The 19,513-nt window shown below is 61.7% G+C and carries 15 protein-coding genes and 1 tRNA gene; 5 read left to right on the forward strand and 11 right to left on the reverse strand.

Annotation, left to right across the window (positions count from 1 at the left end; all coding sequences use genetic code 11):
• Positions 1-893: 893 nt before the first annotated feature.
• Positions 894-1,250, forward strand: a complete 357-nt coding sequence (locus FJ404_16495; protein ID MBM3824458.1) for an RNA-binding protein — start codon at positions 894-896, stop codon at positions 1,248-1,250.
• A gap of 500 nt (positions 1,251-1,750) precedes the next feature.
• Here the strand turns inward: FJ404_16495 and dnaE are convergent, their stop codons facing one another.
• Together dnaE and FJ404_16505 are read right to left on the reverse strand one after the other, a co-directional pair.
• Positions 1,751-6,382, reverse strand: a complete 4,632-nt coding sequence (gene dnaE / locus FJ404_16500) for a DNA polymerase III subunit alpha (protein MBM3824459.1) — start codon at positions 6,380-6,382, stop codon at positions 1,751-1,753.
• 337 nt (positions 6,383-6,719) lie between these two features.
• On the reverse strand, positions 6,720-7,073 hold the full coding sequence (locus FJ404_16505) for a cupin (GenBank protein MBM3824460.1): 354 nt from the start codon (positions 7,071-7,073) through the stop codon (positions 6,720-6,722).
• Positions 7,074-7,295: 222 nt separating this feature from the next.
• Between FJ404_16505 and FJ404_16510 the strand changes: the two genes are divergently transcribed.
• The 3 genes from FJ404_16510 to FJ404_16520 all read left to right on the forward strand — a co-directional run bounded on the left by FJ404_16510 (position 7,296) and on the right by FJ404_16520 (position 9,130).
• Positions 7,296-8,033 (forward strand): DUF1080 domain-containing protein, encoded by a 738-nt coding sequence (locus tag FJ404_16510; protein ID MBM3824461.1) that lies wholly within the window; start codon positions 7,296-7,298, stop codon positions 8,031-8,033.
• Between the two features lie 18 nt (positions 8,034-8,051).
• Positions 8,052-8,804, forward strand: a complete 753-nt coding sequence (locus tag FJ404_16515) for a glucose 1-dehydrogenase (GenBank protein ID MBM3824462.1) — start codon at positions 8,052-8,054, stop codon at positions 8,802-8,804.
• A 74-nt stretch (positions 8,805-8,878) separates the two neighbouring features.
• Positions 8,879-9,130, forward strand: a complete 252-nt coding sequence (locus FJ404_16520) for a hypothetical protein (GenBank protein ID MBM3824463.1) — start codon at positions 8,879-8,881, stop codon at positions 9,128-9,130.
• A gap of 105 nt (positions 9,131-9,235) precedes the next feature.
• Here the strand turns inward: FJ404_16520 and FJ404_16525 are convergent, their stop codons facing one another.
• The 6 genes from FJ404_16525 to FJ404_16550 all read right to left on the reverse strand — a co-directional run bounded on the left by FJ404_16525 (position 9,236) and on the right by FJ404_16550 (position 14,076).
• Positions 9,236-9,433, reverse strand: coding sequence for a hypothetical protein (locus FJ404_16525; protein MBM3824464.1), 198 nt, complete (start codon positions 9,431-9,433; stop codon positions 9,236-9,238).
• An 8-nt stretch (positions 9,434-9,441) separates the two neighbouring features.
• Positions 9,442-9,645 (reverse strand): PIN domain-containing protein, encoded by a 204-nt coding sequence (locus FJ404_16530; GenBank protein MBM3824465.1) that lies wholly within the window; start codon positions 9,643-9,645, stop codon positions 9,442-9,444.
• Positions 9,642-9,905: an AbrB/MazE/SpoVT family DNA-binding domain-containing protein gene (locus FJ404_16535; GenBank protein MBM3824466.1), complete on the reverse strand. Its 264-nt coding sequence runs from the start codon at positions 9,903-9,905 to the stop codon at positions 9,642-9,644. Before FJ404_16535 ends, FJ404_16530 begins: the two co-directional genes overlap by 4 nt.
• A gap of 28 nt (positions 9,906-9,933) precedes the next feature.
• Positions 9,934-10,545: a recombinase family protein gene (locus FJ404_16540; protein MBM3824467.1), complete on the reverse strand. Its 612-nt coding sequence runs from the start codon at positions 10,543-10,545 to the stop codon at positions 9,934-9,936.
• Between the two features lie 335 nt (positions 10,546-10,880).
• Positions 10,881-10,957: transfer RNA gene (locus tag FJ404_16545), tRNA-Gly, on the reverse strand.
• 59 nt (positions 10,958-11,016) lie between these two features.
• Positions 11,017-14,076, reverse strand: coding sequence for a hypothetical protein (locus tag FJ404_16550; protein ID MBM3824468.1), 3,060 nt, complete (start codon positions 14,074-14,076; stop codon positions 11,017-11,019).
• A 138-nt stretch (positions 14,077-14,214) separates the two neighbouring features.
• On the opposite strand from FJ404_16550, the gene FJ404_16555 reads away from it, so the two are divergent.
• The gene (locus FJ404_16555; protein ID MBM3824469.1) at positions 14,215-15,171 is read left to right on the forward strand and encodes a class I SAM-dependent methyltransferase; all 957 of its coding nucleotides are present in this window, start codon (positions 14,215-14,217) and stop codon (positions 15,169-15,171) included.
• 221 nt (positions 15,172-15,392) lie between these two features.
• Here FJ404_16555 and FJ404_16560 read toward each other — a convergent pair whose 3' ends face one another.
• From FJ404_16560 to FJ404_16570, 3 genes are all read right to left on the reverse strand, one after another.
• Positions 15,393-17,096, reverse strand: a complete 1,704-nt coding sequence (locus FJ404_16560) for a response regulator (GenBank protein MBM3824470.1) — start codon at positions 17,094-17,096, stop codon at positions 15,393-15,395.
• A 151-nt stretch (positions 17,097-17,247) separates the two neighbouring features.
• A complete protein-coding gene (locus FJ404_16565) occupies positions 17,248-18,357 on the reverse strand; it encodes a response regulator (GenBank protein ID MBM3824471.1) in 1,110 nt (369 codons plus the stop codon).
• On the reverse strand, positions 18,354-19,513 hold a 1,160-nt coding region (locus tag FJ404_16570), incomplete at its 5' end, for a hypothetical protein (GenBank protein MBM3824472.1). The genes FJ404_16570 and FJ404_16565, both read right to left, overlap by 4 nt.

Consider the following 19,513-nt stretch of genomic DNA (forward strand, 5'->3'; position numbering starts at 1 on the left):
CCCGCCGCCCACGGGATGCAAAACATCATGCTCCGGCGGCGCGCCGGGACGGACGCGCCCTACCTGCATCACCGGCAACATCGGGATGCACCGTGTTCCAATCCGCTCTGGACGTGCTCGTGGCGAAGGGCTGTGTCGGTCTGGAACAGGACCGAGGAGGAAAATCGACCTTGATCCGGGACCGTCTTGAGAAAGGCCTTTGCCGCCAGGATCTTGCGATAGATCGATGCGGATTGAATGCCGTTTTCAGGGTGAAGCCGCCGAACGAGGATGGTCTGCCACGCCAGCCCCAAACGTGCAACCTGGAGGCCTGCGGCTGACCGGCGTGAGCAGCGCTACCTAGCCCGGCTGGCCTCGATCCCTTCGCGCTTGCACGCGAGGACCAGCCGAGCGCCGAATCTCCGCGGTCGGCGTAACCCTTCGCAGGAGGATGCATCGCGGTCGGTTGGAGCTTTCGCGAATCCCAACGGGATTCCGTCCCTCAGCCCGGAGGGACGACCGATATTCCGTTGAACTGAGGTGACAGGCAGGCAGCTCTCTTGCTTTCGTCCCGGCGGGACGGTCCTCCGCCGGCTCCGCCCTGTCCGCGGCAGGAGCGAAGGTCTCGCTCGATCCCACCGTTCACAGCGAAGAACCAGTTTGAAGTGTATAAACAATTGATCATAAATTATTTATACAATTAACATCTCCCAGAATCGACACCGCTGAGACGGTTGACGGAATGTTCCGGCTTGCCAATTGGGTCAGAAACCTCATTGTAACGAGGTCTGATAGAGAGCTAATCGATTCCAAGACTTGGAAATCTTCAGTTGAACCCGCTTCAGTGACGATTTGAGACCCGACGGTCGGGAACAGTTTGGACAAGGAAAGGCTGCGTCTAGGGACACTGATACATGAACAACAAACTCTTTGTGGGGAACCTTTCGTTCAACACAACAGAAAACGACTTGCAGGATGCTTTTTCCGCCTTCGGCACAGTCCTTGAAGCCAACCTCATGCTGGATCGCATGACGGGCCGCCCGCGGGGCTTTGCTTTCGTCACTATGAACTCCCCAGAGGAAGCACAGAAGGCCATCGACGGCCTGAACGGAGGCTCCCTGGGAGGCCGTAATATCACGGTCAACATCGCCCGTCCCCGCGAGGAACGTCCCGCCGGGGGCGGTGACCGTTTCCGCGGCGGTGGAGGCGGTGGTGGTGGACGCGGCGGTGGACGCCGCGACTTCGGCGATCGCCGGGGTCCCCGTCACTAATTTCCAGAGAACGCTTCAAGCGTCCTCGCACCCCGATTTGGGGTGGATCTTGCTCATAGAGCCCGAATTTTCGGGCTCCTTTTTTTTTGAACCCTCCAACGCGAGAGTGGATTTATCCTGATCCCAGAGTATGGTGCTCCCGGCTTTTGGCCCTTCTAATTCCTATTGTTATGAGCAAGACCGAGTCGTCCGGAGAAACCCAACCCCGCTTTCAGGCCATTTGGAACGAAGCCTTGTCCCGCATCAGCCAGGCCACGGGGCATTCGCGCGAGTCCTTGGCCGCCACGCTGCAGGAAACGCGCCAGGCAAGTGTTCAAGAGCGCGCGAATGGAAACCCAGGGCGTCACCCGCGAGGATCTCGAAACGCTGCAGCGCGAAATCAAGAACGCGGAGCAACTCCTCCTGACACGAATCGATCTGCTCGAGCAGCGGCTGCGGCCGGCCAAACCGCGCCGCCGTCCGGCTCGCCGCGCGAAGTGAAAGGGACTCCGACGGCCCCGTTATTTTCTTTGCCGGGGCGGACCCGCCCGCAACACTCGCAGCGTAAAGCCGTGTCCATTCTCGAAAGCCTCGACGCGGGCTTCCACTTCCAGCACGGGGTAACGCACCGTGGCCAGGCCGCAGCTCTTGTAGGTTTGTGCGAAGAGTTCGGTCTCCACGATGCCGGTCCAATCGGCGAGGGATAAAAACTTCATCGGTTCGCCCGTGATTTGGTGGTGGGTGCGTTGTTCCACCACCAACCCGCACGCGGTGACAATTTCACCGGCATGCCGCCCCAGGCGTTGCACGGGACAATAGGTTTCCCAGGCCACCTCGGGAAAAAGTTCGAGGGGATGACCCGTGACGGCGAAACCGAACAGCTCGGTTTCCCACAGAAGTCTTTGCTGCCGCGACGGCTCTTGCGCGTCGTCCCTCGGAGGCCAATGGGATCGGGAGGCGGGTTCAAAATCGAATTCGAGCGCCGCGTCGTCTCCGGCGCCAAACCGGGGGGCGCGCAGGTGGCGGACGGTCTCGGGCGCTTGCACGCGCCAAAATTGGCGGGTCCGCGGCTCGCCCCAAGCGTCGAAAGCGCCCGCGCGAATCATGCTTTCGATTTCGTCCCGGGCCGGGCGCGTGCGCCGGATAAAATCCTCAATCGAATCGAACGGCCTCTTTTGCCGCGCGTCCAGCAAGGCATCTGTCGTGGCTTGGGTGAGACCCTTCATTCGGGTCAAGGGCACGCGAATGGCCCGGGAACCGTAACGGAGGCGCGGACCGCGCCCGGGAGAAATCATGCCCGCGCGGCGCGCCTGCGCACCCGGCGTCTCTCGATCGGCACGATCCGAAGCGGCATGAGCGCCGCGATCCGGACCAGAGTGGCCCGGGGGAAAACGCGGGGCGGGTTCGACCGCAAACCCGGGCCCGGGCGCATTGACCGAAGGCGGAAGCAGACGGATGCCGAGCCGGTGGCATTCCAGCACGTACACCAGCGGATGGTAAAAACCTTTGCCGTGCGTGAGCACGCCGGCCATGAACTCCGCCGGGTGATAGAGCTTGAGCCAGGCCGCCTGGTAAGCTTCCACGCCGTAAGCGGTCGAGTGCGCCTTGTTGAAAGCGTATCCCGAAAAGCCGGTGACCAACTCCCAGACCTCGGCGATTTTAGCCTCGTCATGGCCGCGCGCCCGGGCGGATGCGATGAATTCACGTCCGATCTCCTCGACCACCGCGCGCTTTTGTTTGACCAGCGCGCGGCGAAGCACGTCGGCCCGTCCGGCGGAGAGTCCGGCAAACGCCTCCGAGATTTGGAGAATATGCTCCTCATAAACCACAAGGCCATAGGTGCTGCGAAGGCAGGGTTCGAGGGAGGAATGGGGATACGTGACAGGCTCGAATCCTTGATAGCGGCGGGTAAAGGAGAGCTTTTTGGATTCGTTGGCGGCACCGGGCCGGATCACCGAGACGATGGCAATCAGGCCGTCGATTTCCCGCACCCGCGTCATGCGGCAAAGGCTGGTCATGGCGGGAGATTCGATGTGATGCACGGCGCGCGCGCCGCCGCCGGCGATCATGTCCCATACGCGGGAATCGTCGAACGTGGCAGGCAGGCGCCGGAAAAGGTCCGTGGCACACCAGATGGGGGGGGCGTGGGCAGGATCAGGATCCCAAGCCCCGGGATCCTCATGCAGAACCGGAGGAGACACGTCGCGGAGCCGGGACCCTGCCGGCTCCCGCCCCATGCTCAACAGCGCGTCGCGCATCACGGCGAGTCCGCCTTGGGCGAGAATGTCCATCTTGACCAGGCCCAGCGCTTCCACGGCGTCCATGTCGTAATGCGTGGTGGGAAGGCCTTTGTTGGAAATGAAGGTGGGAGTAAGTTCGCGCATCGGCTGGCGGGAAAGCACGACGCCGCAGGGGTGCATCTTCGGATAGCGGGGGGCGCTGTCGAGCAACCCGGCCATTTCGAGGGCGGTTTTGTAAGGCTCCTCGTCGAGAGGCAAATCGCGCGTGACCGGGCTGGCGCGCAACAATTCGATCAAGCCGGATCCGCCCGTGGGAGCGGGACCTTCGGGAACCCAGCCGCCGCCGAAGCCCCAGGGAAAGTGTTCGGTGAACTTGCGCACATCGCGTTCCGACACCCCCAGGACTTTGGCCGCCTCGCCGAACGCACTGCGCGCTTGAAACGTCGAAAATCCCCCGACAACGGCGCAATGATCGGGCCCGTGCCGCTGAAAAATCAGCCGCACGACGTCGTCCTTGCGGTCATGGGCGAAATCGATGTCGATGTCCGGCAATTTGTGGAGCGCCATGCGTTCCGGGTTGAGGAAGCGCTTGAAATAGAGATCGAAGCGAAGGGGACAGACGCCGGAGATGCCGAGACTGTAGCACACGAGCGAATCGGCGGCGCTGCCCCGGGTGATCCATTCGATGCCGCGCGCGCGGCATTCCCGCAACAAATCCCACACCATGAGGAAATACGATTCATAGCCCACCGCGGCGATGATCGCGAGTTCCTCCCGCGCTTGCGCGGCATGCCGGGAGGCGCGGGAACCATAGCGCTGGCGGAGTCCCTCCATGACACGGTCCTGCAGGAAAGCCCGCGGACTGGATCCATCGGGCGGATGAAAATCGGGAAATTGCGGCGGGCCAAAGGGAAAATCAAACCGGCAACGCTCGGCGATTTCAAGCGTGTGGCGCAGCCATTCAGGATGCCCGGCGCAGGCGGCGCGCAAGGTCTCGGGATCGCGAAAATGGCGGCGCCCGCCCCGGTGCTTCTCCGGATGAGGCTGTTCAAGCAGCGTGAGGGTGCGGATGCTTTGCACGATGTCGTAATGACGCCGCTGCCCGGGAGCGGCGTAATGGACGGACGGCGCGGCGGCCGCGGGCAGACCGGCGGCCGCCTCGCGCGAGGACGCGAAGCAGTAAAAGCGCCCGGGAAACAGCGGCGCCAGTTCCGCTTGGGCGCCGAGGGCAACAAGCCCTTCAAGCTGCCCGGCGTGACGATGAAAAAAAGAGGAAGAAACGGAAGCGCGCTGGCGGGCGGCGACGGCGGACTCGTCGCGGGAGGATGCGGACTCGGCCTGAGCGGAAAGGAGGCGGCAGAGGTGGTGATACCCCCGGGCGGATTCGGCGCAGAGCAGAAGAGGTTGATGATCGACGCGCCATTCGACGCCAAGAATGGGTTTGATGCCGGCTTGGGCCGCGGCTTGCACGAATTCGACGGCACCGTGGAGATTGCCCAAATCGGCGAGGCCAATGGCGGGCAGTTGATGCCGTTGCGCCCAGGCCACGATGTCCGACGGAGACAGCGTGGAATCGAGAAAGGAGTAATGACTGCGCACACGGAGCGGGATGTAAACGGGCGGCGCGGCGCGGCGCGGAAGCATCGAGGGCCGGACCCCGCGCGGCGCGGGCGGCGGAGGGTCGCGCCGGACGCGCGCCACGCTGCGGCGCGGAGGGCGGACGGGGCGCTCCGCCTCGAGGGGCCGCAGGAGAAAATCGTGGCCGCGCAAAAGAATGCGGTGGCCGTGCTGCTGGCGAAGCGCATCGACGGCCACCGCGAGCCGGGTCCGGGCGGCGGAGCGGAGCGCGGTTTGCTCGAACGGAAGATCGAGGGCCGGCGGCGCGTCATAGACGTTGGACAACTTCAATGCAACCATGCGCAGGCTGACCCGGCGTTTCCAGGCTTTGCGGAGCAGTGCGTGAAGGCGCCCGTAGATTTCGGTCTCGAGGTCGGTGGGTTCGAGGAGGCTTTCGGCGGCTTGATCTTCCTCGCGATCGTTGTAGCGAATCTTGACGGTGAGCGTGCGAACAGCGCGGCCCTCTTCGCGAACACTGGCAAACAAGTGGTCGGCTTGGTGGCGGAGGGTGGCTTCGGCGAAATCCTCGCGGGTGACATCCTCGGAAAACGTGGTTTGCTGGCTGAACGTTTTCTGAGGGGCGCGGGCGGGAATGAGCGGACGCTCGTCGATGCCGAGGGCAAATTGCCGGATGAGGGCGGCGGGGCGCCCGAGGAGGCGTTCGAGCCATTCGAGCGGAGTCGCGGCGACGTGCCGGATCAGGACGAGGCCGGCGGAATTCAGCCGGTCGCTGGCATGGGGGCCGATGCCGGGAAGCCACTTGTTGGGAAGGGGATGCAGAAAGGCGGTTTCCTGTCCGGGCGCGATTTCGTTGAAAGCGGCGGGCTTGGTCAATTTGGAAGCGACGGCGCTGACGAGCTTGCTGGCGCCGATGCCCTGGCTGACGGTGATTTTGAGGCGCTGCCCAATGGCCTTGCGAATGGTGCCGGCGATGACGGAAGGAGAAGCGCTCCGGTTGGCGGTAAGATCGAAATAGCCCTCGTCGATGGAGGTTTGCTCCACCGCCGGGGTAAAGTCGTAGCAGTAGCCGAACATCCAGTTGGAAAACTGCTCGTAACGCTCGAAATCCCCGGGCAGCACGACGAGCTGCGGGCACAGTTTGCGCGCCTGCACCGTCGGCATGGGCGTGTAAACGCCAAACGCGCGGGCCTCGTAGGACGCGGAAGCGATGATGCCACGCTTCTCCCCGCCCACCGCCACGGGACGCCCGCGCAGCTTCGGATCAGAAGCCTGCTCGACCGCCGCGAAAAACGCATCGGCATCAAGATGAACAATGGAACGGGAAATGGGAGGAATGGCGTTGGAGGTTGGAAATTCGAATGAACAGGGTGAAAGGCGGGGACAGCCGGTTTATTTACCCTTTTGGGTAGTATCCCGGGCGCGGCTTGTCAATAGCGCGCCGTGTCCATAAATCTGGAGCATGGCGAAGGACATTCGCAAAAGACTCGCCGCCCAGCCTTTCCTGCCGTTCGTGGTGTTTACAGCGGATGATTGCGTTTCTTTCGACCAATGCCTCCTTGACGAGAACCCTCCAACGTTCGACATGTCCATTCCCAAGCCCGACCGGCGCGACCTCCGTGAGTCGCGACGCACTGGTCGCCGTCAGAGCACGCCCAGGCGAACCCTCCGCCGCTCAATCGAACCACTCGTCCTCGGGATCGAACTTGGGAATGGCGATGTTCAGGATCTTCATCCGCCCGACCGCACGATGACGGCAACCGGGCTTGATCCAGACCGACAGCAAAGGGCGCACCTCGTGCAGCACGCCGTCCAGCTCAAGCTTTCCATCCGGCTCACACTCCAGAATGACGTAAATCTCCGACATGCGGCGATGATAATGCGTGCGCGCATCGATCGAGATGTCCACGTAGTGTACGCTGGCCGGGGCGGACTCCAATTCTCGAAATCCCCGCCGGGCCGTCCCGCAGGGACATGCCACACCCGGGAGCGTGTCGAGCTGTGTTTTCTCAAAACGGACCGGATTCATGGGCTCATTGTCCCCCACCCGCCGCCCGGCGTCACCGAGGAAAATCGGCGCCCGTCATCGGGTCCCGGCAACTCCTGAAGCGCTGCCTCCCGGCCAACCTCTGATGCGGCGTGAACGCCGCAGTTCGCCCGGAGACTGGCGGAAGCCTCGCGGTTCGACGATCAGGCTTCCCAGGCCCGACCGGACGAGGCACACTCCCGCCCAACCCAACACGCCATCCGAATGCTTATGAAAGCGACGCTTCATTCCCTTCCCTTCGCGCGATCCCTGGGTTCGATCCTGCTGGCGGCCGTTTCTTTTCTGATGCTTCCCGCTCGGGCTGCCGAACCCAACACCCTCACCGCCGATGAAAAGTCCGCGGGGTGGTCGCTGCTCTTCGACGGCAAATCGCTTCACGGCTGGCGGAATTTTGGCAAACCCACTCCGCCCTCCCAAGGCTGGTCCGTCGAAAACGGCGTTTTGAAATGCATCGCCGGCGGCAAAGGCGGCGACTTGATCTCGGAGCGAGCCTTTGAGGAATTCGAACTGTCGTGGGAATGGAGCATCCCGGCCAAGGCCAACAACGGCTTGAAATATTTCATTCTCGAGGAACGCGGACAAGCGATCGGGCACGAATATCAAATGATCGACGATCAGACTGCTCCCCATCGCAAGCACGCCACCGCATCGTTCTACGACGTGCTGCCTCCGTCCTCCCCCACCCACCCCAAGCCCTTCGGGGAATGGAACCATTCACGCGTGGTGGTGCGGGGCCAGCGGGTGGAGCACTGGCTGAACGGTGAACGGGTGCTCACGTATGAATTGGGCAGCCCGGAACTGCAGCAGGCCGTCGCGGCGAGCAAGTTCAAATCGGTCGCCAAGTTCGGCACCCGGGTGCGCGGGCATATCGTGCTGACCTACCACAACGACGAGGCGTCCTATCGCAACGTCAAGATCCGCGATCTCAGCACGGCCCGATAACGCTCCATTTCTATTCCCATGGATATCTCAGGCAGGACCGCACTCGTCACCGGAGGCTCTCGCGGCATCGGCGCCGCCACCGCCCTCGCCCTCGCGGCCCGCGGCGCCAACGTGGTCATCTCGGCGCGCCGGTTTGACGCCACCGCGCAACAGACCCTGGATCAATTGAGAGGCTCGGGTCGCCAGCCCCTCTTTGTGCAGACCGACTTTCATGATCCGGCCAGGGCCGCCAAGGAATGTGTCGATCAAACCCTGGGCCGGTTCGGCTCCCTCGATATCCTGGTGCATTCCGCCGGCGGTCCCGTCAACGGCGGGCTGTTTGAAATCGACGAGGCGGCCTGGCAAGCGGCGTTCAACGTGCATGTCCACGCCGTGTTTCATCTTTGCCGCGCGGCCGTGCCCGTCATGAAGCCGAAGCGGGAAGGCGCCATCATCCTGATTTCATCCACGGCCGGCCTTCGGGGCATCGTCACCAACATCGCGTATCAAGTGGCGAAGGGAGCCTTGCCGCAAATGGCCCGCGCGCTGGCGCGCGAACTGGCCGCCGACAACATCCGCGTGAACGCCGTCGCGCCCGGGGTCATTCGAACCGAGTTTCATGCCGCCATGACCGAGCAACAACGCCGCCTCAACCTTGAGCAGCGGATTCCGTTGCGCCGCGAAGGCACGCCGGAGGACGTGGCGCAAGTCATCGTCGAGTTGATCCGCAACGATTACATCACCGGGGAAACGTTCACTATCGACGGGGGTTTGACGATGCGCATCGCTTGAGTGGAGTTTCAATTGATACTAAGAAAAGTATCAAATGAGTCATCCTCGAGCCAAAGCCTTCCGTCGTTCTCTTTTTGCTCCAGAGCGCGGCGGGGTCTTGCTTCGACCCGCTGCAGCACGTCGAAGAATCTGGAATCTTCCGACCCGTCCGCACGCAGCGGCGGGTCTCAGCGCCCTACGTGGAAGGCGAGCAGCCCCTGACCGATCACTTCATCGAAATCCTCAGATACGCCCACGTCGAGCTGACGCCGGAGGACGTAGTGGTCTCGTTGGATTCCTGGCGGGATGACCGGCTGTGGTTGGGCTTTCAAGCCGTGCTTCACTGAAACCGTTCACGGCAAGGCATCGGTGTTTCACTGAAATGCCTTGTTTCAACATCTGTTGAAACTGGTCATTCCAATGAAACTGTTTGTGCGGCCAAGGCCGTGTGGCTACGACGACAACCTGCGATCGAACTCCCTGGGCGTGACGACCTCCACGCCGAAGGGTTTCTCCATCGCCAACAAGTCCTTGTCCTTGGTCACGATGAACTCGGCACCACTGGCCAAAGCACAGGCGAGGAACGGGTCGTCTTTGACATCCCGGCTGCGCCGCTTGCCCAAGGGGGCGGGTTCCACCAGCAGGGCCACGCGCTCAATCAGTCCAGGAAAGGGGTGGGGTCTTTGTCTGGGCATTCTCGGCGTCCAATGAGATCCGCCAGGACTCGGTATTCCTCCAGGATGGCCTCGGTCACGGCCAGACGGCATTTGCGCCGCGCCAGGAGCACGAAGCACCGCCGGTCTTCGCTCCGGGGCCAGAACGCCGCTGAGACCACGACGTTCGTGTCCACGACGACCGTCACGCCTTCCGCCTCCGTTGTTCAGTCCGATATTTGGTGATCTCGTCCTGGATGAGGGACTCATCTTCAGCGGTGATGGGCCGCGCCTTGCGTCCATTGTCGAGTGCCTTGAACACCGCCGCCAGTTCGGCCTCGGTCGGCTCAGGCACTGGTGTCACGTAGAATCCCTCGCCGACCTCGGTAATCCGCAAAGAGGTTCCTGGCCGGATGCGCTTGCGTTCGCACATGGCCTTGGGCAAGACCACCTGGCGTTTAGTGGTCACTGTAATCGTTGTCGTCACACCCGTAAGATTATCCTACGCCTGGATTCGGGTCAAGTTCAGGTCGCCGCCAGATACCGGTAGAACGTCGCCCTGGAAATCCGCAGGGTCTGGCAGATGTGCTCGATGGAGAGCGACTTGTCGGCGTACAACTTCTTGGCCATCTGGACCGTGGGTCACCTACAGCAATCGGTTTCCGGCCTCCCTTCCGGCCACGGGCACGGGCCGCTTCCAGCCCGGCGCGGGTCCGCTCCTGGATTAACCGGCGCTCGAACTGGGCCAAGGCGGTGAAGATGTGGAAGATCAACTCGCCGGACGCCGTGGTCGTATCAATGGCCCCATCGCACAGCGACTTGAACCCGACCTTCCGCTGGCGCAACTGCTCAACCAGGTCGATCAGGTGCCGAACTGACCGTCCCAACCGATCCAGACGCCATGCGATCAAGGTGTCGCCTTCCTTCAGCTCCCGCAGGCAGGCGTCCAGCCCGGGTCGCGCCGCCTTCGCGCCGGACACCTTGTCCACGAAGATCAACTTCTTCGGGCACCCTGCCTTTTCCAAAGCATCGAGCTGGAGTTTGAGTTCCTGGCCGTTCGTGCTGACCCTGGCGTAGCCAACCAGTCGGTTCTTGGTCTGCTCTTTCATGTCTCACTAAATGTAGCTGTCAACCCGCCAGATGCGGTTTCGGAACCGAACGACCGAACCAATTTTCAAATCAGCGGCCATCAAGTTGCGACCCGACTAGAAGCGTCGCTTGGCGAGGAGCTTACCAGCCCCTCGCACCCAGGGCAGCCGAAAAACCAAAACGATTCCAACACCCGAAACGACGCTCGAACCACGCCTCACGCGGACTGGAAACCGCACCCGCTTTATGAACGCTCCGCGTTTGGATCGTTAAGAAAGTGGGTGCAAAGCTGTTATGAAAAACCCTGTAGTGGGAAAAACGCTCTCGCAAGTGGTTGATATTGATGGAAATAAAATGGAGCGAGCGAAGGGATTCGAACCCTCGACATTCACCTTGGCAAGGTGACGCTCTACCAGACTGAGCTACGCTCGCTTCCGCAGAAAGCGGATCGACGTTACGCCGCCCGCTCGACTTTGCAAGCAAGGAATTCTTCAATGGGATGTCAGGTATTTCAACAATTCGATCTGCTCGCGCGGGCTCAGCGACTCCAGCAATCCCTCGGGCATCAGGCTCACTTCACTCGTCCGTCTTCTCGCCAATTCCGACTTTCTCAGGATCTGCTGCTCAGTTGCGGTTCGCAAAATCAGGGAGTCCGCCGTTTCCCCCTGAATGACTCCGGAAAGAACCCGGCCCTCGCGAGTCTCCACTTCCGTCATCTGAAAATCCGACCCGACCACCGCGTTGGGATCGATGATGTTTTCCAAGTAATAGCCAATCCCGTTGGCGCCCGCTCCCGTAAGGTCGGGCCCCAGACGGGTTCCTTCCCCCTTCAAGACATGACACGAGGCGCATAAGCGCGTGAAATGCCCTTGTCCCGCCTTGCCATCGTAAGCCCACAACGGAGCCTCCTCAAAAGTCTTGAGCAACTTGCCGATGGCCGCGGCGCGATCGGCGGGACTCGCACGAAGCCGTCCCCATTGGCGAGCCACCAGGCCATCCACCTCGGGCGATCGCAGCAAACTCAATTGCCGGATGTGATAGGCGTTCAATTGCTCGCGTTTGACTTTTCCTTCACCCACGGACTTCAGCAAGGACGCGGCATAGCCAGCCCTCCCGGTTAACGTCTGCAATGCCGCCGTTCTTTCGGCCGTGGGCCAGCCTTCGAGCCGCGGGATCAGCTCGTTGGCAATCCGAGGATCGTCAAACCGGCCGAGGGTTTGCAAAGCGCGCAGTCGGAAGGATTCTTCATCCAGAAGGCCGAGGAATACCGCCATGGTGGAGGGGTCACCCGCGCGTTTCAACACGTCGAACGCGTGGTTGCGGTCTTCCCGCCGGGCGGATCGTGAGGCAAGCACCCCTCGGAGTTCGTCGAACGATGTGGTGTCGCCAAAAAAGGACGCGAGACGTTCTCCCGCGCGCCGAATCTCAACATCACTGTGGCCGCGCAACCTCGAGGCGAGCCCCCTCCAACCCGATGGCTCGGACGCGACTTGCCGCGTTTCGATGGCCCATTCCAGGGCGGCCAATCGGCGGGGCAATTCCGGGTCCGGGGTCTCCAGCAATCGACGCATGGCCGCCTCCAACCCTCGCCGGTCCAGCCTGGCTGCGCTGGCCAGTGTCCAATCGACCCAGAGCGGTGCCGCCTTCGTACCCGCCATGGACCAGACCCGATCGAAATGTTTCTCCAACCGCCCCGCGACGCCCTGCCAGGCCAGTTTGAACAGATTGCGGTCCGTCACACCGTCTCCGCGTTCCACGATGCTCTGCGCGAGATCCAAAGCGAGCGCATCCGGAAGCCGGGACAGGGCCGCGGCACAGTAAAGCTGAACCGTCAACGATGCGTCTTCGCGAGCCATCCGCCGCAAAGCGCTTTCCAGAGGCGGTGAAGCGGTCCAGCGCTCGCAGGCCAGTTGGACGGCCCACGCCCTCACCCAATCGTCCTCATCGCGCAGGGCTTCCAGCAGCGCTTCATCGCGCAGGGCTCCGCCGAGGTGCAATCCCCAGAGCCCTTTCAAACGGAGCGCGGGATTCTCGCCGGTCCGGGCGAGCTGCATCAAACGGGGGCTCGCGGCAGTGGCTCCCGGACTTCGGGCGGAACGTTCCTGCAAGAGACGCGCCGCCGTCCGGCCGTACCACGCGTTGGGATGTTTGAAAAGTTCCACCAATTCCGCGTCAGACTGCGCGGAGAGATCCACCTTGGCCGGACGGTACTTCGCCGCGTAGGCAATGCGGTAGAGACGACCGTTGTCGCGTTCCCAGCGTTCGGTATGGGGGTTGTGGCAATGCTGCCGGTCATGCCAGTCGATCACGTAGACGGCGCCGTCGGGGCCGTATTGCAGATCCACCGCGACGTATTTGGGGTCGGAACAAAAGAAAACATCGCGGCCCGCGTGGATGGTGTTGAACCCGGATCCTTCGCGGAGATTGATCTGCTGGTTGATTTGATGGCCATGCAGGTTGTGAGTAAAAAGCCGTCCCCGATATGCCTCGGGCCAGTTGTCGCCCAGATAGATCATCGTGCCGACATGGGAATGGCCCCCGTAAATGGCATCTGTCCCGGGTTCTCCGGCGCCTCCCGCGCCATGGTCGTAACGGGCTGAGGCGAGCAAAAAATTTCGGAGCTCGGGGAACCGCTCGGGCGGGTCTCCGATGATGAAAGCTGGATAGTTGGCGTTGGCTTGGTTCCAGAAAACGCCGCTCTGAATGACATGCGAAGTGCCACCCCGGCCCCAATAGCTCCGGCAATGGGTCATGAAGATTTGTCCATGCTCGTCGAAATCCAACCCCCACTGATTGCTGCCCCCCTCGGCAAACACTTCAAACTCGTGCCGGACCGGATGATACCGCCAGACGCCGGCCCGCAACTCTCGTTTCGCGGAATCCGCCGCGCCGGGCTTTCCGATCCTCGAATAGTTGAACACTCCCTGGTTGCCATAAAGCCATCCGTCAGGTCCCCACAGGAAACTATTCAAACATTCATGAGTGTCCTGAAACCCAAATCCCTCCAGCAGTACTTGAGGAGGGCCGTCGGGACGATCGTCGCGATCGCGGTCGGGAATGAACAACAGTTCGGGCGCCGCTCCAACCCACACCCCGCCGAAGCCGACTTCCAACCCGGACACCAAATTCAGGCCCTCCGCAAAAACCCGGCGGGTTTCAAACTCGCCGTCTCCCTCCCGGTCCTCGAAAATCAGAATGCGGTCCAAACCCCGGCCGGGTTCCCGGCGCTGAGGATAACTGAGGGCCTCCGCGACCCAGATCCGGCCCTTCTCGTCGAACGCGAAAGCGACCGGCTGGCTCAGGTCCGGTTCGGCGGCCACCAGGGAAGCTTCGAAACCCTCAGGAAGATGCATCGATTTCAGGGTTGCCCCGGCCGGATGAACTTTGGACGAACGATGGGCGTTGGGTTTCAAATGACGCAGAACCGGACTCGATTGCAGTCGCTCCACTTGTGGCAGGGGAGATTCACCGAGGCTCGTGGACCACGAAACCGCCAGGCCGGCGGCGAGCGAAGGCAGCACGCGACGAAACAGGGTGGGCATGGAAGACATTCAACTGAGAAGCGCCGAAATGACGAGTCCAGATTTGCAGGTTCAAACACGTCTGGAGTGGACCCGACCAAGGTTGGAACGTTTCCAGGATTTCGCGCCGCATTGCCTTTATCGATCGCCGTGGAATGAGCGTCCGCAATGAACGGCTGGGAAACCGTCCCGTGTGCCGGATGCGGAAGCGCATCGGCGGCTCCCTGGCTTGCTCTTCCTTGCGCGGACGCCCCTGGCGGGTCCAGCGCGGTCGTGACTTGCGATCGATGCGGATTGAAACGGCTCGATCCACGGCCCGGTCCACAGGCGCTGTCCCGGTATTACGAAGCGGCCGGGCAGCGCGGTTACAACGCGTTTCAGGGACGACGACGGGATGCTCGCCGCCAAGCTCTCTGGGAGTGGATTCGCGATGGAGCCGCGCACCCTTGCGGACGGCGGCATGGATGGGTTCCGTTCCGCGGCGCGCTGGCGCGCTGGGCCTTCGTTATCAATCTTGATCTACGCGGACGGAAAGGATGGAGCATTCTCGAAGTGGGCGCCGGGTATGGAGACCTGCTGAAGTACTGGAAGGATCGGGGCTGCGAGGTATTGGGCACCGATTTGGGTCCTCAAGCGTCCGAAGCAGCGGGGAATCTCGGGCTGGACGTTCGTGTCGGGACTTTAAGCGACCTTGCCCTTCCGCATCGGTCCTTCGACGCGGCCGTGTTGTGCCACAGTTTGGAGGATTTGGCCGACCCCAACTGCGAACTTGCCGAGCTTGCCCGGTTGCTTAAGCCCGGCGGCATGCTTCACATCGCTGTCCCCAACGGCCAGGCCGTGCGGTTCCAAGTGCAGGGGCCCTCGTTCATGCATCTTTCGTTCCCCCTTCATTTTTGGTTCTTCGATCCCGCGAACCTCGAATCGATCTCGCGCAAGCACGGTTTCTCCCTGGCCGGTCCAATGCGGACGACGACGCGGCATCATGCCTTGGCTCACTGGCTCGAGCAGTGCGTCTCCGGCCCGCGCTGGAAGGCCACGCAGGAATTCTGGACGTTTCTTCGACTCAGCCTCGTCCAACCGCACGGGGGAGACGTGCTTCGAGTCCAGGCTGTTCGCGACGGGTGAACCTGGAAACAGCCATTGAGCAGCGTCGAGATTCGCAAGAACTTGAGCAAGGCCTTTGCCGCCCAGATCGAGTGATAAATCGATGCTGATTCACAGCCATTTCCAGGAGGAAGCGAAGGCGGCGGACACGGTACGAACAACGCATCTCTCCGCGGATGCGAAGCGGCGGAAGAACCGCGATGAGGTGGCGTGAGGAATTCGTCCGGAGATTGGAACTTGCCTCAGGCGGCTTTGGCGGAGGGCACCAAGCCGAGAACATCCGCGACCAACTCCGCCGCGTCCTGCATTTTGAACGGCTTGTTGAGAATGCGGACCTTCCCTTCCTGCTGCATGCGCTCCCGCTCTTCGGCCTCAAGATAACCCGAGGCGAGAATGAATCGAATGGAGGGCCATTGGCGCGATGTCTCGCGGATCAACTGCCAGCCGCTTTGTCCGCTCATGTTGTAATCCGTCAGCATCAAATCAAAGCCGCCCCGGCTTTCAATCAGGATGGCCAGCGCCTCTTCGGCGCTGGATGCGCTGACAACTTGATAGCCGGCCTCGGTGAGAAAGGTTTCAGTGTATTCGCGAACGAGGTCCAAATCATCCACCACCAGCACTCGTCCGGTTCCTCGCAGCAATGGACGTTCCTGCTTTTTCACAATCGTCGTGAGCAGTTCCGTGGCGACCGGAAAATAGAGGAGGAACGTGGTGCCCTGGTTGATCACACTCTCGACCTCGAGAAAGCCGCCCGCCTTCGCCACCACATTGTGCACGATGGCCAGCCCGAGCCCGGTGCCTTTTCCCTTCTCTTTGGTGGTGAAAAATGGATCGAAAATCCGCGACAAGAGTTCCTGGGGAATGCCGGTTCCAGTGTCACGGACGGAGCACCGGACAAACGCGGCGCCCGGTTTGACCTTGGCCTTTTGCGCCTGCGCCGGAGTCAACTCCACGATTTCCGTGGCGATGCGGAGTTCGCCTCCCTGGGGCATGGCGTCCTTGGCATTGACACAAAGATTAAGCAGCGCTTGCTGCGCCCGCGTCGTGTCAATCTTGACCTTCAGCGTCTCCGCCTGCAGATCCAGCACCAACTTCACCCTGCCCTTGACGGACCGGGTGGCGAGGTCGCAGGCATCATGAACGACGGTGTTGAAATCCAGCACCATCTCCTTTTCCTCCGAGGCATGGCTGAAGGAGAGCAACTGCTGGGTGACATCCACGGCCTTGTTGGCGGCTTTGTCGATCGATTCCAGGCGGCCAAGGAGTTCCACCGGATACGTCGTGCCATCCTTGCGCAGGTTCTGGTACTCGCCGATCCAGTCCCTGCCCTCGGCCACGGTCTTCTCACACTCCTGGCACAGGGAGTCTTGACCGGGCGCGCGAACGAGCGAGGGGGATTGTCCCAGGACTCCCTCAACAGGATGGCCGGTCATGCCCTGGAAGGCCGCGTTGACAAACGTGATCCGGCCCTCGGCATCCGTCAGGTAAACCACGTCCCGGGAGGAATGAATGGCCGCAATCCGCCGGTGCACATGCGATTCCATCCGCCAGCGACGTCCCGCGTCCCTCATGGCCAGCAGCAAATACCCTCCGGAAATAGGCGTCAGTTGCAGGTCCACCATCATCGAAATCCGAGACCGCACGATCAGGGAAATCCCAGTGAGATCCTCCTCCGCCCCCTGCTCCCTCCGCAGCGCCTTCAGTAATCGATTCCAGGAGCTGGCGGTCAAAAACTCCTCCATGGAACGCGGTTTCTCGCCGCCTTTCGTGTCCACTCCCAACAGGCGCGCCGCACGCACATTCACCTCGACCAACTGCCCTCGCTCGTCGCAGATGGCCAACGGTTCGTCGCCCGCGTTGAAGAGAGCCTCTTTCCAGTCCAGAGGGATTGAGGTGCACGGCGGTTCGGCTCGCGAACGCTTGAGGGGAGAAGGGTCGGGGTTCATGAGCAGTAGCTCAGCATGGGGGGTTGAAACGGATTCACCCGGTGATGGTTGCGGATTTTTTCGATGTAAGTATCGGTCAAAGCCTGGCCCTCCGGAATCAACAGCATGCCGTTGGCCGTGTGAACTCCCTTGGCCAAAACCATGCCGGGCCTCAATTCCTCCAACAGGACCTCTTTCTGTTTCCGGGGAACGTTCGCCTGCGGCAGGCTGCGAGTAAAATGCGCACCGCCTCGGGGTCAAAGTGAGTCCCTGAACGGTGTTTGATGACCTCGAGGGCGTCCCGCGCGGAATAATTGCTTTCCGCGTAGGAGACCGCCACCCCCAGGAGCCGTCCCAACCAGGGAATGTTTTCCCCGCTCAATCCATCAGGATAGCCGCTGCCATCGAACCGTTCGTGATGGGAACGAATCAGCTTTCCCACCGCACCCAAATGGTGGGCAAAACCCGCCAAATCCTCGCCTAAGACAGGGTGCTGCTCAATCAACGCCCGCTCCGCTTCCGTGAGCGATTCCGGTGATTGCTGCCACTTCTTGATCAACTGGCGGGGCACACCCACCAGCCCGATGTCGTGCAGCCATGCTCCGAACTCCAACACCTGACGCTCCTCGCCGGGCATCCCCAGCGCGTCCGCCATGGCCCGAACGACTTCAAACACTCTCCGGGCTTGCGTGCCCAGCGTCGGATAAAAGGTCTGAATCGTTTTCAGGCAGATCTGCACCGAGTGCTCCAAGTTCTTCGAAAGCGATTCGTTGGCTTCGGCCAGCTTGCGATTCTTTGCCTCCAGCGATTGGTTCAAGGCCGCCAACTTGTCGTTCATCGACAGCGTGGCGGCTTGCAACACCGTGTTTCGCGTAATCAACTCGTAGCGCTGCACGGCATTGGCCAGCGTCGCGAGCAACTCCTCCCGGATCCACGGTTTCAAGACGAACCGATAGATTTCACCCTTGTTGATGGCGTCGGTCACCGTCTTCAACGACGGAAATGCCGTGATCAACAAACGAGTCGCGTCGGGCTGCTCCCGCTTGACTTCGGCCAGGAACTCCAGACCGGTCAGCATCGGCATCTGGTAATCCGTCAAGACCACCGAGAAAGACTCCTGCTTCACCAGCCTCAAAGCCTCGATGGGGTTCGGCGCCGAACGGACTTGATGCCCTGCCGAAGACACCAAACCCCGCAGCGCGTGCAGGACGATCTCCTCGTCATCCACGATCAGGATGCGATGCAGAGCGGGATCGAACGGAGTGGCGGGACCGGATTTCATCGAGCCACACCCCCGATCCGACTCAGGGCCGATCCCAGTCCTTTCAAGAATTCCCCATCGGTTCCATCCGCGCCGATGCACAGATCCAGACTGGCGGACAGGGTCGACGGAAGGTCTTCCGGATGCACGCCGATCAGATGCGCCGCCACCACCATGTCAGGACGATGGGTTCTCACCAACTCCATGAAACGGCCCAGCGGACTCGCGGCTTGTTGCAGGATGCCAAGCACCACGCGAATCGTGTAATCAGGCGAGACGAGAATTTCGCCCGCCTCCTCCGCGCTGACGGTCGTGACGACGCAGAAACCATGCAGTCGCAGCAGTTCCGCCAGCGAATCCAGGCGCGGGCCCTCCGAACCCACAAGCATCACCCCCGTGGGGGCGGACCGCACCTCCTCCAAGCCGCGATCGGCCTCCGAAAAATCCGCCTCCGGCAGCCAGACTCCAAACGTGGAACCGATGCCCTCCACGCTTTCCAGCGTGATGGCTCCCCGATGCTTCTCCACGAACAAAGCGGCATTGTAGAGCCCGAGGCCCGAGCCTTGATTCAGTCCTTTCGTGGTGAAGAAAGCGTCGAAAATCCGCGGCAACCGTTCCCGCGGAATCCCGGTCCCGGTGTCGCGGACCGATAAACAAACGGCCGGAAGCCGCGGGACCGTGCCTTGCCTGAACACCGAGTCGGGAAATGCCAGGTGCCGGGTCAAGGCCAGACTGAGGGTGCCTCCATTGGGCATGGCGTCCAACGCGTTCAGCATCAAGTTGAGAATCACTTGTTTGAGCTCGATTTCATCCGCGTAGAGGGCCATTTGGCTCTCCGGCATTTCCAGTTCGATCTTGACCCGCCGATTGACGATCGCGCGCATCAATTCGACCGAGTCCCGCACAATGTCGCGAAAATCACCGTAAGTCTTGCGACCGATATTCTCCCGGTGCAATTGCACGATCCGCCGCACGAGCGTGATCGCCTGCATCGAGTTCTGCTTCACCAATCCCATGCCCTCGAAGAATGGATGTTCCGGCTTGAGCGTTTCCAGATAACCGTCGCTCAGGGAATGAATGCCCGAGAGAATGTTGCCGAAGTCATGGGCCTGGCCCATCGTGACCACCGCGAGGGTCTCCTTCCATGCCGCGCCCGCCAGCCTTCGCTCCGCGACCA

The sequence above is a fragment of the Verrucomicrobiota bacterium genome (genome assembly GCA_016871495.1).
In the GTDB taxonomy this organism is placed as follows: domain Bacteria; phylum Verrucomicrobiota; class Verrucomicrobiia; order Limisphaerales; family VHDF01; genus VHDF01.